This window comes from Nocardioides caeni (genome assembly GCF_004912195.1).
Lineage (GTDB): Bacteria > Actinomycetota > Actinomycetes > Propionibacteriales > Nocardioidaceae > Nocardioides > Nocardioides caeni.
This window is the reverse complement of the sequence record NZ_STGW01000002.1, coordinates 362,563-374,901: the sequence shown is the minus strand read 5'-3', so window position 1 is coordinate 374,901 and position 12,339 is coordinate 362,563. Positions and strand designations below refer to the sequence as shown.

14 protein-coding genes and 2 tRNA genes are annotated in these 12,339 nt (G+C 70.1%); 15 read left to right on the top strand and 1 reads right to left on the bottom strand.

Going from position 1 to position 12,339, the window contains the following annotated elements; genetic code table 11:
* Positions 1 to 5: 5 nt before the first annotated feature.
* The 11 genes from E9934_RS05550 to clpX all read left to right on the top strand — a co-directional run bounded on the left by E9934_RS05550 (position 6) and on the right by clpX (position 9,647).
* Positions 6 to 1,373, top strand: coding sequence for an NAD(P)H-quinone dehydrogenase (locus tag E9934_RS05550; protein WP_136561853.1), 1,368 nt, complete (start codon positions 6 to 8; stop codon positions 1,371 to 1,373).
* Positions 1,374 to 1,420: 47 nt separating this feature from the next.
* Complete coding sequence (locus E9934_RS05545; RefSeq protein ID WP_136561852.1) at positions 1,421 to 1,927, top strand: ribose-5-phosphate isomerase; 507 nt, start codon at positions 1,421 to 1,423, stop codon at positions 1,925 to 1,927.
* Positions 1,920 to 2,774, top strand: a complete 855-nt coding sequence (locus E9934_RS05540) for an Fpg/Nei family DNA glycosylase (protein WP_136561851.1) — start codon at positions 1,920 to 1,922, stop codon at positions 2,772 to 2,774. The genes E9934_RS05545 and E9934_RS05540 overlap by 8 nt, the downstream gene beginning before the upstream one ends.
* Entirely contained in the window at positions 2,771 to 3,820 is a 1,050-nt protein-coding gene (locus E9934_RS05535) for a PP2C family protein-serine/threonine phosphatase (RefSeq protein WP_136561850.1), read from the top strand. The genes E9934_RS05540 and E9934_RS05535 overlap by 4 nt, the downstream gene beginning before the upstream one ends.
* A 76-nt stretch (positions 3,821 to 3,896) precedes the next feature.
* Positions 3,897 to 3,967: transfer RNA gene (locus E9934_RS05530), tRNA-Gly, on the top strand.
* A gap of 48 nt (positions 3,968 to 4,015) precedes the next feature.
* Positions 4,016 to 4,088, top strand: a tRNA-Pro gene (locus E9934_RS05525).
* Between the two features lie 90 nt (positions 4,089 to 4,178).
* Positions 4,179 to 5,582 carry a trigger factor gene (gene tig, locus E9934_RS05520; RefSeq protein WP_136561849.1) on the top strand — a complete coding sequence of 468 codons (1,404 nt, stop codon included), beginning with the start codon at positions 4,179 to 4,181 and terminating at the stop codon, positions 5,580 to 5,582.
* Between the two features lie 110 nt (positions 5,583 to 5,692).
* The gene (locus E9934_RS05515) at positions 5,693 to 6,907 is read left to right on the top strand and encodes an esterase/lipase family protein (RefSeq protein ID WP_136561848.1); all 1,215 of its coding nucleotides are present in this window, start codon (positions 5,693 to 5,695) and stop codon (positions 6,905 to 6,907) included.
* Between the two features lie 120 nt (positions 6,908 to 7,027).
* Positions 7,028 to 7,633 (top strand): ATP-dependent Clp protease proteolytic subunit, encoded by a 606-nt coding sequence (locus E9934_RS05510; protein WP_136561966.1) that lies wholly within the window; start codon positions 7,028 to 7,030, stop codon positions 7,631 to 7,633.
* 8 nt (positions 7,634 to 7,641) lie between these two features.
* The gene (locus E9934_RS05505; RefSeq protein WP_136561847.1) at positions 7,642 to 8,247 is read left to right on the top strand and encodes an ATP-dependent Clp protease proteolytic subunit; all 606 of its coding nucleotides are present in this window, start codon (positions 7,642 to 7,644) and stop codon (positions 8,245 to 8,247) included.
* Positions 8,248 to 8,357: 110 nt separating this feature from the next.
* Complete coding sequence (clpX, locus tag E9934_RS05500; RefSeq protein WP_136561846.1) at positions 8,358 to 9,647, top strand: ATP-dependent Clp protease ATP-binding subunit ClpX; 1,290 nt, start codon at positions 8,358 to 8,360, stop codon at positions 9,645 to 9,647.
* A 436-nt stretch (positions 9,648 to 10,083) separates the two neighbouring features.
* On the opposite strand, the gene E9934_RS05495 is transcribed toward clpX, so the two are convergent.
* Positions 10,084 to 10,356, bottom strand: coding sequence for a hypothetical protein (locus E9934_RS05495; RefSeq protein WP_158294935.1), 273 nt, complete (start codon positions 10,354 to 10,356; stop codon positions 10,084 to 10,086).
* Positions 10,357 to 10,579: 223 nt separating this feature from the next.
* Between E9934_RS05495 and E9934_RS05490 the strand changes: the two genes are divergently transcribed.
* From E9934_RS05490 to E9934_RS05475, 4 genes are all read left to right on the top strand, one after another.
* Positions 10,580 to 10,930 (top strand): hypothetical protein, encoded by a 351-nt coding sequence (locus tag E9934_RS05490; RefSeq protein ID WP_136561844.1) that lies wholly within the window; start codon positions 10,580 to 10,582, stop codon positions 10,928 to 10,930.
* A 367-nt stretch (positions 10,931 to 11,297) separates the two neighbouring features.
* A complete protein-coding gene (locus E9934_RS05485) occupies positions 11,298 to 11,729 on the top strand; it encodes a phage holin family protein (RefSeq protein ID WP_136561843.1) in 432 nt (143 codons plus the stop codon).
* Positions 11,730 to 11,743: 14 nt separating this feature from the next.
* Positions 11,744 to 12,013 carry a DUF3618 domain-containing protein gene (locus tag E9934_RS05480; protein WP_136561842.1) on the top strand — a complete coding sequence of 90 codons (270 nt, stop codon included), beginning with the start codon at positions 11,744 to 11,746 and terminating at the stop codon, positions 12,011 to 12,013.
* Positions 12,010 to 12,315 carry a DUF4235 domain-containing protein gene (locus E9934_RS05475; protein ID WP_136561841.1) on the top strand — a complete coding sequence of 102 codons (306 nt, stop codon included), beginning with the start codon at positions 12,010 to 12,012 and terminating at the stop codon, positions 12,313 to 12,315. The genes E9934_RS05480 and E9934_RS05475 overlap by 4 nt, the downstream gene beginning before the upstream one ends.
* The last annotated feature ends 24 nt before the right edge of the window (positions 12,316 to 12,339 follow it).

The following is a 12,339-nucleotide window of genomic DNA, read 5'->3' as shown; positions in this document are numbered from 1 at the left end:
GTCCGGTGACCCGAGTAGTGATCGTTGGCGGCGGACCCGGTGGCTACGAGTCGGCCCTGGTGGCGGCGCAGCTCGGCGCGGAGGTCGTGGTGGTCGACTCCGACGGGCTCGGCGGCTCGGCGGTGCTCACCGACTGCGTCCCCAGCAAGACCCTGATCGCCACCGCCGAGGTGATGACCGACCTGATCGAGGCGGGCGAGCTCGGCATCGAGATCGAGCGACCCCGGGTCGACCTGGCGAAGGTCAACCAGCGGGTCAAGGCGCTCGCCCTCGCCCAGTCCGCCGACATCGGGAGCCGGCTGGCCCGCGAGGGCGTGACCGTCGTGCCCGGCCGCGGCCGTCTGGACGGCCCGGCGCGGGTGGTCGCGACGCTGGCCGACGGCACCGAGCAGACCTACGACGCCGATGCCGTCCTCGTCGCGACCGGCGCCGCGCCGCGCGTGCTCCCGTCCGCCGTACCGGACGGGGAGCGGATCCTGACCTGGGAGCAGGTCTATGACCTCGACGTCGTTCCCGAGCACATGATCGTCGTCGGCTCCGGTGTCACCGGAGCGGAGTTCGCCAGTGCCTACCAGGCGCTCGGCATCCCCGTCACCCTCGTCTCCTCGCGCGAGCGGGTGCTGCCGGGGGAGGACCAGGACGCCGCACAGGTGCTCGAGGACGTCGCCACCCGACGCGGGATGACCGTCCTGGGCCAGTCCCGGATGCAGTCGGTCGGCCGCGACGGCGACCAGGTCACCGTGACCCTGCAGGACGGCCGCACCGTCACCGGATCGCACTGCATCCTCGCCCTCGGGTCGGTGCCCAACACCGCCGGCCTGGGGCTCGAGGAGGCCGGGGTGCACCTCGACGAGGGCGGCTTCGTCGAGGTCGACCGGGTTTCGCGCACGTCCGCACGGGGGGTCTACGCCGCCGGCGACTGCACGGGCGTCCTCATGCTCGCCTCCGTCGCGGCGATGCAGGGCCGGATCGCGATGCGGCACGTCCTCGGCGACGCCGTCGCTCCGCTGGACCTGCGTGACGTGTCCTCCAACGTGTTCACCTCTCCCGAGATCGCGACCGTCGGGGTCACCCAGCAACAGGTCGACGCCGGCAAGGTGCCCGCCGAGGTGGTCCTGCAGCCGCTCGCCACCAATGCCCGCGCGAAGATGCAGGGCATCACCGACGGCTTCGTGAAGCTCTTCATCAGCCCCGGGTCGGGCCAGCTCCTCGGCGGCGTCGTCGTCGGCCCGCGCGCCTCGGAGCTGATCCACCCCGTCACGCTGGCCGTCACGGAGCGGCTGACGGCCGATGAGTTCGCCGACACCTTCACCGTCTATCCGTCGCTCAGCGGCTCCATCGCCGAGGCAGCGCGGCGCCTGCACGGCTCCTGACGACGGCGTTTCGCGAGGGGTGCACCCGACCTGAGAGGATCGGCGGCATGCGCGTGCACCTCGGCTGCGACCACGCTGGCCTCGAGCTCAAGTCCCATCTCACCGACTGGCTCACCGAGCACGGCTACGAGCCGGTCGACCACGGTCCCTTCGTCTACGACGCGCTCGACGACTACCCGGTCTTCTGCCTGCGCGCCGCCGAGGGTGTGCGCGCCGACCGCGAGGCCGGACTCGACAGCCTCGGCGTCGTGATCGGCGGCTCGGGCAACGGCGAGCAGATCGCGGCCAACAAGGTGCAGGGCATCCGCGCGGCGCTGGCCTGGTCGGAGCAGACCGCGAGCCTGGCGCGCGAGCACAACGACGCCTGGGTCGTCGCCGTGGGCGGCCGCATGCACTCCCTCGAGGAGATGACCCGCCTCGTCGAGGTCTTCCTGACCACGCCCTTCCCCGGCGACGAGCGGCACGTGCGGCGCATCGGCCAGCTGTCGTCGTACGACGCGACGGGCGAGCTGCCGCCCCTGCCCGAGTCGGCGCTCGGGCACGGGGATGCCTGAGGGCCACACGCTCCACCGACTGGCCGACGAGATCACCGACGTCTTCGGCGGCGCCCTCGTCGCCTCGGGCAGCCCGCAGGGCCGCTTCGCCGAGAGTGCCGCCCGGATCGACGGGGCCCGGCTCATCGACGCGGACGCGTGGGGCAAGCAGCTGTTCGTGCGCTTCGAGGGAGACCGGTTCGTCCACGTCCACCTCGGGCTCTACGGCACCTTCGACATTCGCAGGGATGTCGCCGAGGTGCCGCTCCCGGTGGGACAGGTGCGGTGGCGCCTGGTCCGCACCGACGGTGCCTCCGGCACGGCGTCCTACGGCGACCTGCGGGGACCGACCGCGTGCGCGCTGGTCACCGACACCGAGCGTCAGGCGGTGGTCGCCAGGATCGGACCGGACCCGCTGCGGGCCGATGCCGACCCCGACCGCGCGTGGGCGAGGATCAGCCGGAGCAGCGTCGCGATCGGTGCCCTGGTGATGGACCAGAGCGTGCTCGCGGGCGTCGGCAACGTCTATCGCGCCGAGGTGCTGTTCCGGCACCGGATCCATCCGCTGCGACCGGGTCGGTCACTTCGGGTCTCACAGTGGCGCTCGATCTGGGACGATCTGGTCGTGCTGATGAGGGAGGGAGTGCGGACGGGTCGGATCGACACCGTCCGTCCCGAGCACACCCCCGAGGCGATGGGCCGTTCGCCACGCGTCGACGACCACGGCGGAGAGGTCTACGTCTACCGCCGGGCCGGCATGGCCTGCCACGTCTGCGGAGCAGGCGTGCGCACCGAGGTCCTCAATGCCCGCAACTCCTTCTGGTGCCCCCGCTGCCAGCCGGTCTTCCGATCGCGAGCCGCGCGGTGATCGCCACCGGACGCCGGTGGTTCACCTCCGACCGTGGCATCGCGCTGCTCCTGGCGGCTGTCTCGACGGCGGCGGTCGTGGGCATCGCCGTCAACCCGATGGCCGTGCCGATCAATGCGGTGTTCGTGCCGCTGGTGATGGCCGTGCTGCTGCTCAGCAACCGGGTGCTGCCGTGGTTCGGGGCCTACATGCTCGTGGCCCTCGGTGTGGCGGCTTCCCTCCAGGAGGAGTGGACTTCCCGCAGCGTCATCGCGGTCACGGTCATGTTCCTGCTGACGTGCGCCGTGATCCTGCTCGCGCGGGGTCCGCGCCGTCTCGCGGTCAGCCGGTTCCGCGGCGAGTCGATGCTCGTCGACCTCCGCGACCGGATCCTCGCCCAGGGCGAGATCCCGTCGCTGCCCTCGACCTGGCTCGTCGAGTCGGCCATGTCGTCCGCCGGCGGGTCCGGCTTCGCCGGCGACTTCGTGGTGGCCACCTCCCGGGGCCATGGTCACCGCATCGAGCTGGTCGTCGTCGACGTCTCCGGCAAGGGGGAGGCCGCCGGCACCCGTGCCCTGCAGCTCTCCGGCGCGATGGGCGGCCTCGTCGCGGCCCTGCCGCCGGATCGCTTCCTCCCCGCCGCCAACGACTACCTGCTGCAGCGTGCGTGGGAGGAGGGCTTCGCCACCGCGGTCCACCTCTCCGTCGAGCTCTCCACCGGCGACTTCGAGCTGCGCAGCGCGGGCCATCCGCCGGCGGTGCACCGCCAGGCGGGCTCGGGCCGGTGGGAGGTGCTGCGGGCCGACGGTCCGATCCTCGGGGTGGTCGACGAGGTCGACTACGACTGCGTCCGGGGCCGGCTGGCCCCGGGCGACAGCATGCTGCTCTACACCGACGGCCTGGTGGAGCGCCCACGCCGCGACATCGAGCTCGGCATCGACCAGATGAACGGCGAGGCCGAGTCGCTGCTGCGTCGCGGCTGGGACGGGCTGGCCGAGCGGCTGGTGGCGGCGGTCGGCTCGCCCGACGACGACCGCGCTCTCGTGGTCGTCCACCGACGCCCCTGAGTTACAGCAGGGCGGGGCCCATGTGGCACGATTGCCCGTGCCTTTCGGGCCGCCACGCGCGGGCCGGGAAGCGTCCGGGGATGTAGCTCAATGGTAGAGCCTCAGTCTTCCAAACTGATTACGCGGGTTCGATTCCCGTCATCCCCTCGAAGTGCGGTCTGCAGCCCTGTCGGACGGGGCCCGCAGGCCGGCAGACGGGGCGTAGCGTAGTGGCTAGCGCGCCTGCTTTGGGAGCAGGAGACCGCAGGTTCGAGTCCTGTCGCCCCGACTCGCAGATGCCGTCCGATCATCCCGATCATCCCGATCAACGGCGGGCCACCGGCCCGCGCACCATCCACTGAACAGTAGGAGAAGACCTGTGAAGAGCGCCGTCGAGACCTTGAGCCCGACCCGGGCCAAGCTGACCGTCGAGGTGCCCTTCGAGGAGCTCAAGCCGAGCCTCGACGCGGCCTACCAGACCATCGCGAAGCAGATCAACATCCCCGGCTTCCGCAAGGGCAAGGTCCCGCCGGCCGTCATCGACCGCCAGATCGGTCGCGGTCCCGTGCTCGACCAGGCGATCAACGACGTGCTGCCGAAGGCCTACGTCGAGGCGCTGCAGGAGAACAACCTGACCCCGCTGGCCCAGCCGGAGATCGAGGTCACCAAGCTCGAGGACAACGATGTGCTGGAGTTCACCGCCGAGGTGGACGTCAAGCCCGAGATCGACCTCCCGGCCTACGACGGCCTCGCGGCCAGTGTCGAGGACCTCGCCGTCAGCGACGAGGACGTCACCGAGCAGGTCGACGCGCTCCGCCAGCGGTTCGGCACCCTGATCGACGTCGAGCGGGCCGCGCAGGACGGCGACTTCGTCGTCATCGACCTCGTCGCGACCAAGGACGGCGAGGTCGTCGACGGCGCCGAGATCTCCGGCTTCTCCTACCAGGTCGGCAAGGGCGGCATGATCGACGGCCTCGACGAGGCGCTCGCCGGCGTCGCCGTCGGCGAGGAGAAGGCGTTCACCACCCAGCTCGTCAGCGGCGACCTGGTCGGCCAGGACGTCGAGGTCAAGGTCGTCGTCAACCAGGTCCAGGAGCAGGAGCTCCCGGAGCTTGACGACGACTTCGCCCAGGAGGCCTCGGAGTTCGACACCCTCGAGGAGCTCAGCGCCGACGTGCGCGAGCGGCTCACCCGCGGCAAGCGCCTCGAGCAGGCCGCCGCGGCACGTGACGCCGTCCTCGAGGCCCTGCTCGAGAAGGTCGAGGTGCCGCTGCCCGAGACGATGGTCACCGAGGAGCTCAACGCCCGTCGGGAGAACCTCGAGCAGCAGCTGCAGCTCTCCGGCATGACCCTGGAGGCCTACCTCGATGAGGAGAAGCAGACCCAGGACGAGTTCGAGGCCGACCTCGAGCGCCGGGTCCGCGACGCGGTCGCCGCGCAGTTCCTCCTCGACGAGATCGCCGACAAGGAGGAGATCGGTGTCGACCAGGGCGAGCTGACCCAGCACATGATCCGCCGGGCCCAGCAGTCCGGTCAGGACCCGCAGGAGTTCGTCAACCACATGTTCGAGCACAACCACGTGCCCGACCTGGTCCAGGAGATCCGCCGCGGCAAGGCCCTGCAGCTCCTCGTCGAGGGCGCCGAGGTCAAGGACGGCTCCGGCAACGTCGTGGAGCTGAAGAACCTCCAGGCCGACGGCACCTTCGCCGAGCCGGTGGAGGAGACCGAGGCCCCGGCCGAGGAGTCCGCCGAGGAGTCGACCGAGGAGTCCGCGGACGCCTGAGGCACCCGCTCGAGTCCATCGGCCCGTCGCGTCCCGCGGCGGGCCGATGGCTTTCCTGCAGTGCGCGCGTTGAGTGTACGGCTGTGCACTCAACCGGATACGCTGCGTCCATGAGGCAGGACCCGACCATCATCGAGGCGATCGCCCTCGCCACGGCCGTCGTCGACGAGCTCGTGGTGGCGACGGCCCGCGACACGCACCACGCCGTCACCGACCGGGTGCACGGCCTGCTGCGGCGTGGCCTGGGGCCCGCCGGCACTCCCGCAGAGCTGCTCCACCGCGGCATCTCGGGCACCGTCTACGGCGCGGTCGGCCTCGGCCTGCGAGGAGCCAGCCGGGGACTGGCGCGCGTCGCCGACTCCGGCCACGGCCCGGGGTTGGAGGAGGGGCCGCGGGGGCGCTTCGTCAGCTCGGCGATCAACGGCCTGATCGGCGAGGAGCTGCGCCGCGAGCGTCCTCGCCTTGCCATCGAGATGGGGGTTCGTCGCCACGGCCACGACGTCCGCCTGACGCGGCCCGACGTCGCCGCGGCGTTCCCCCGGGCCACCGGACAGCTGGTCGTCTTCCTCCACGGCCTGTGCGAGACCGAGGACTACTGGCGGCGCCATCGTGACCGCACCGGCGCGACGTACGGCGAGACGCTCGCCGGGCACGGATGGACTCCGGTCTACCTGCGGGCCAACACCGGACTCCCGCTGCGGGAGAACGGCGTGGTGCTGGCGTCCCTGCTCCAGCGGTTGGTCGACGTCTGGCCCACCGACGTCACGCGGATCGCGCTCGTCGGGCACTCCCTGGGCGGCCTGGTCATCCGGGCCTCGTCCGCGGTCATCGCCGACGGCGAGGCCCCGGCCGCCTGGACGCGGCTGGTCAGCGACGTCGTCACCCTGGGCACCCCGCACCTCGGCTCCTGGTTCGCGGTCTCCGCCGACCGGGCGAGCCGGAGGATGTCCCGCATCCCCGAGGTCGCGCCGTTCGGCCGGATCATCGACCGGCAGGCGCCCGGGATCCACGACCTCATCGAGGGCCTCGCCCACGACGTCCCGCCGCTGCCCCATGCTCGCTACCGGCTGGTGTCGGCCAGCCTCAGCGGGTCACCGCGCCACCCGGTTGCGCGGTCCCTCGGCGACCTCCTGGTCACGCCCCTGTCCGCCGTCGGACGCGACCGGCAGGGCACCGATCTGTTCCCCGACGCCTCGACCCTGCACGTCGGGCGCGCCGACCACTTCGACCTGCTCAACCACCCCGAGATCCACCGGGCGCTCGTGGAGTGGCTGGTCGAGCCCGCGCGGGAGGTGCCGGCGCCGGTCCCGGCCTCGGCCGGGTGAAATCCGCTGTCGGCGAACAGCGGCCCGTATCGCGTGGATCTGGCGCACCGGGCGGCTAGTGTCGCTCGCGTGACTCAGAATCTTCCCGGTGGCTCCGCCCCCTCTGCGCGCGGGCCCGAGATGAACGGCGGCGCGGGGATCAACTTCCTCGACGACAACATCTACAGCCGGCTGCTCCGCGAGCGGATCGTGTTCCTCGGCTCGGAGGTGCGCGACCAGAACGCCAACGCGATCTGCGCCCAGCTGCTCCTGCTGTCGGCCGAGGACCCCGAGGCCGACATCTTCCTCCACATCAACAGCCCCGGTGGCTCCGTGGACGCCGGCATGGCGATCTACGACACGATGAACTACATCCCCAACGACGTCGCGACGGTCGGCATGGGCCTGGCTGCGTCGATGGGCCAGTTCCTGCTGTGCGCCGGCGCCAAGGGCAAGCGTTACGCCCTGCCGCACGCGCGGATCATGATGCACCAGCCGTCGTCCGGCATGGGCGGCTCGGCCTCCGACATCAAGATCCAGGCCCAGCAGTCGCTGCACATCAAGAAGGTGCTGCTCGACCTGATCGCCGAGCACACCGGCCAGAGCGTCGAGCAGGTCACCGAGGACGCCGACCGCGACCGCTGGTTCACCGCCCAGGAGGCACTGGACTACGGCCTGGTCGACCAGGTCATCAAGAGCGCCAGGGAAGCCGTCGACGAGGGTCGTCCGGCCCACAAGAAGGACTGAGGCACGTCATGAACTACTACATCCCGCAGTGGGAGGAGCGGACCTCCTACGGGTTCCGCCGCATCGATCCCTACGCCAAGCTGTTCGAGGACCGGATCATCTACCTCGGCACGCCGATCTCCGACGACGTCGCCAACGCCGTCATCGCGCAGCTGTTGTGCCTGCAGTCGATGAACCCCGACCAGGACATCAGCATCTACATCAACTCACCGGGCGGATCGTTCACGGCGCTGACCGCGATCTACGACACGATCCAGTTCATCAAGCCCGACGTGCAGACGGTGTGCATCGGCCAGGCCGCCTCGGCCGCCGCGATCCTGCTCGCCGCCGGCGCCAAGGGCAAGCGTCTCGCGCTGCCCAACAGCCGGATCCTGATCCACCAGCCCTACACCGAGGGCACCTTCGGCCAGACCTCGGACATCGAGATCCAGGCCAACGAGATCCTCCGGATGCGCGAGCTGCTCGAGAAGATGATCAGCGACCACTCCGGCAAGTCGATCGACGAGGTCAGCCGGGACATCGAGCGCGACAAGATCCTGACCGCTCAGGGCGCCATCGACTACGGCCTGATCGACTCGATCCTCGAGTCGCTCAAGACCCCGGCACTCGTCTGACCAGCAAGCAACGATGAGCACCCCGATCGACGTACGGTCGACCCCGTGTCCCGCCCCCCAACGGGCGCGGCACGGGGTACCGTCGGGGAGTTCACACCTGAGGAGGACCCGTGGCACGCATCGGTGACGGTGGCGACCTGCTGAAGTGCTCGTTCTGCGGCAAGAGCCAGAAGCAGGTCAAGAAGCTCATCGCTGGTCCGGGTGTCTACATCTGTGACGAGTGCATCGATCTCTGCAACGAGATCATCGAGGAGGAGCTGGCCGAGGGCAGCGAGGTCGAGATCGCCGACCTCCCCAAGCCCAAGGAGATCTTCGACTTCCTCAACTCCTACGTCATCGGTCAGGAGCAGGCCAAGAAGTCGTTGGCCGTCGCGGTCTACAACCACTACAAGCGGGTCCAGGCCGGCGTGCAGGCGGTCGGCGGCGCGTCCGGCAAGCACAGCAAGGACGAGGTCGTCGAGGTCGCCAAGTCCAACATCCTCGTCATCGGCCCGACCGGCTGCGGCAAGACCTATCTGGCCCAGACCCTGGCGCGGATGCTCAACGTGCCGTTCGCGATCGCGGACGCCACCGCGCTGACCGAGGCCGGCTATGTCGGCGAGGACGTCGAGAACATCCTCCTCAAGCTGATCCAGGCGGCCGACTACGACGTCAAGAAGGCCGAGACCGGCATCATCTACATCGACGAGATCGACAAGGTGGCCCGCAAGGCCGAGAACCCGTCGATCACCCGCGACGTCTCCGGTGAGGGCGTGCAGCAGGCGCTGCTCAAGATCATCGAGGGCACGACCGCGTCGGTGCCCCCGCAGGGTGGCCGCAAGCACCCGCACCAGGAGTTCATCCAGATCGACACGACCAACATCCTGTTCGTCGTCGGCGGCGCCTTCGCTGGTCTGGAGCACATCATCGAGCAGCGGGTCGGCAAGAAGTCGCTGGGCTTCACCGCCGAGCCCCGCGGCGAGGCCGAGCGGGCCGCCGACGACCTGCTCGCCCAGGTCCGTCCCGAGGACCTCACCAAGTTCGGCCTCATCCCCGAGTTCATCGGCCGCCTCCCGCTGATCGCCAGCGTGAGCCCGCTGGACCAGGAGGCCCTGGTCCAGATCCTCACCGAGCCCCGCAACGCGCTCACCAAGCAGTACAAGAAGCTCTTCGAGCTCGACGGTGTCGAGCTGGAGTTCACCGAGGACGCTGTCGCGTCGATCGCCGACAAGGCGCTCGAGCGCGGCACCGGCGCCCGCGGCCTGCGCGCCATCATCGAGGAGGTCCTCCTCCACGTGATGTACGACGTCCCCAGCCGCGGCGACGTCGAGAAGGTCATCGTGACCGGCGACGTCGTCATGGACGACGTCGCGCCCACCCTGGTCCTGCGCGAGTCCAAGCCCAAGAAGAAGTCCGCCTGAGCAGCGACCGCGCGAGGAACGAGCGCGGTCGCGTCGCGAAGGCGGGTTGAGGAGCGCCCGCGACCGAGGCACGAGGTCGTCGCGAAGAGGCATCTGCCCGAGCTGCCGCGGCACGAGCCACGTTCGGGGACCGATTCACCACGGTATGTAGGTGAGTTGTCGCTTGCCGGGTGGAACTCCGCCATAGAACTGTCCACTTGCCTACATACCGTGGTGAATCGGACGCCCCAGGTCTGACCGGATTTGCTCCACAGGCAGCAGAATCGCTGGTCGCTGTCCCCAGCGCTGCAGCGACGCGGCCCCTGGTGGGGTGCCTCGCACACACGATGGTCCGATGGATCCACTCCGAATTCTGACGGCGACCTTCGGCTTCTTCACCCGCCAGGAGGCGCTCAGCGCCGGATACCTCGACAAACACCTCACCCAGATGGTGCGGTCACGCACGTGCATCCGGTTCCGCCGCGGGTTCTACGCGTTCGTCGATGAGTGGGAGGCGGCCGACGATGTCCAGCGTCACCTGATCCGCTCGCGCGCCGTACTCCGATCGCTGGGGGACTCGGTCGCCCTGAGCCACGCCTCCGGGGTCGTGGCGCATGGCATCGACGCATGGGGCCTTGGACTCGGACGCATCCACGTGACCCGGCTCGACGGCGGCCAGGGTCGAGTCGAGGGTGACGTCGTCCATCACGAGGGAGTCGTCGACGATCACGACCTCGTCGACACGGAGGTCGGAAAGGTGTTGAGAGCCCCGAGGTGCGTTCTTGAGGCAGCCTCACGACATCCGAGTGAGGTGGCGATGTGCGTGCTTGACTCGGGACTGCGCTCGGGCCAGTTCGTCATTGATGACCTGTGGTCGCTGCACGCGCGCCTGCAGAGGTGGCCGGCAGCACCTGCAGATCCCGCTCCGTATGGCGTACGGGCGAGCCGGCTCGGTGGGAGAGAGCCGCGGGCGGTGGTCGTTCCGCTCGCTCGGCTTCCCCGCGCCCGAGCTCCAGTGGGAGGTCCGTACGTCGTCGGGTCTGCTCGTGGGGATCTGCGACTGGGCGTGGCCGAAGTACGGGTTGCTCGGCGAGTTCGATGGAAGGGTCAAGTACGGCCGGTTGCTCCGGGATGGGCAGGAGCCTGGCGACGCGGTGTTCGATGAGAAGAAGCGTGAGGATCTGCTCCGGGAGGAGACCGGATGGCCCATGGTGCGTTTCGTGTGGCGCGATTACGAACGGCCGTCGGAGATCGGACGGCGCCTCGACCGGTGGCTGCCGCGTTTCCGCGACCTGCCTGCCTGACCGGCACTCGCCGGTCACGTCGGCTACGACGGTTGCCGATTCACCACGGTATGTAGGCGAGTTGGTGCTGCCCGCGGCGAACTCCAGACGGGAAGCGGAAGGTCGTCTGCATACCGTGGTGAATCGGTTGCCGATTCACCTACATACCGTGGTGAATCGGCGCGCCCGTCCTCGCCGAGCGCCATCGCCGGTCCGGAGCAGATCATCGAACAGCGGGTCCGCACGAGGTCGCGACGGCGCGTCTCGAAACCCGGTCGTCGCGAAGCGGCATCCGCCCCGGCCCGACCGCGGATGGCTGGGTGGGCCGTATCGCTTTCCCGCGTTCGGGAACCGTCCAGGAGACCGTTCGCGATCCTGGGAGGCCGAGATGACCATTCCATCGTCCTGGAGGCAGGACACCGAGAAGCACGGAGCCGACGACCCGACGACGGGTGAACTCGTGGCCCGGGTGACCGAGGACGTGCGGACCCTCGTCCGCGACGAGCTGCGGCTGGCGCAGCTGGAGATGACCGGCAAGGCCAAGCGCGCCGGCATCGGCGCGGGGCTGTTCGGCGCGGCCGGGCTGCTCGCGCTCTACGGGGTCGCCGTCCTGGTCGCGGCAGCGGTGATCGCGCTCGCGTTGGCGGTGCCGGCATGGTTGTCCGCGCTCCTCGTGGGTCTCGCGCTGCTGGCTGGTGCCGGCGTCGCCGCTGTGGTCGGCAAGGGCCAGGTGGCCGAGGCGACGCCTCCTGTCCCGGAGGCTGCCCTCGCGGGCGTCAAGGCCGACATCGACGCCGTCAAGCACCACGGCGCACGGTGACGGGAGGAGAGCAGATGACCGGGAGCACCGGCCGCCACGCGGCCACCGAGAGCACCAACGGGACCGCCCCCGACCGGCACGAGGTCGAGCGGGAGATCGAGCGCACCCGTGAGCAGCTGGCACGCGACATCGACCAGCTCGCCGCCAAGGCCGACGTCGTGGGTCGCACCCGCCGGCGGGTCGACGAGGTCGGCCAGACGAGGGTGATCGCGGTCGTCGGCCTGCTGGCCGCCGCCGTCGTGACCGTCGTCGTGGTCCGGCGCCGGCGAGGTGGTCGACGATGACCGCCGAGAGGACGGAGAAGAGGACCAGCCGGAGCGCGAAGCTGCTCTATCGCCCGTGGGGCCTGATCGGCAGCCTCATCGGAGGTCTCGTCGCCGGCCAGGTGTTCCAGCAGGTGTGGCGGCGGGTCGACCCGGACGCCTCCGAGGACCCGCCGAAGCCCTTGCAGTCCGAATACCGGCTGCGCAAGGTCCTGGTCGCGGCGATGCTCCAGGGCGCGATCTTCTCGGTGGTCCGGGCGCTCATCGACCGTGGTGGCGCCCGCGCCTTCGAGCGCTGGACGGGGGAGTGGCCGGGCGACTGAGGCCCGACCGCACGAGAACCCGGC

What these genes read in the sequence shown, in the direction of transcription:
- E9934_RS05510 (WP_136561966.1), top strand. Translation starts at nt 7,028, where the DNA reads ATGAACGGCGGCGCGGGGATCAACTTCCTCGACGACAACATCTACAGC.
- E9934_RS05545 (WP_136561852.1), top strand. Translation starts at nt 1,421, where the DNA reads ATGCGCGTGCACCTCGGCTGCGACCACGCTGGCCTCGAGCTCAAGTCC.
- E9934_RS05485 (WP_136561843.1), top strand. Translation starts at nt 11,298, where the DNA reads ATGACCATTCCATCGTCCTGGAGGCAGGACACCGAGAAGCACGGAGCC.
- E9934_RS05480 (WP_136561842.1), top strand. Translation starts at nt 11,744, where the DNA reads ATGACCGGGAGCACCGGCCGCCACGCGGCCACCGAGAGCACCAACGGG.
- E9934_RS05505 (WP_136561847.1), top strand. Translation starts at nt 7,642, where the DNA reads ATGAACTACTACATCCCGCAGTGGGAGGAGCGGACCTCCTACGGGTTC.
- E9934_RS05515 (WP_136561848.1), top strand. Translation starts at nt 5,693, where the DNA reads ATGAGGCAGGACCCGACCATCATCGAGGCGATCGCCCTCGCCACGGCC.
- E9934_RS05475 (WP_136561841.1), top strand. Translation starts at nt 12,010, where the DNA reads ATGACCGCCGAGAGGACGGAGAAGAGGACCAGCCGGAGCGCGAAGCTG.
- E9934_RS05540 (WP_136561851.1), top strand. Translation starts at nt 1,920, where the DNA reads ATGCCTGAGGGCCACACGCTCCACCGACTGGCCGACGAGATCACCGAC.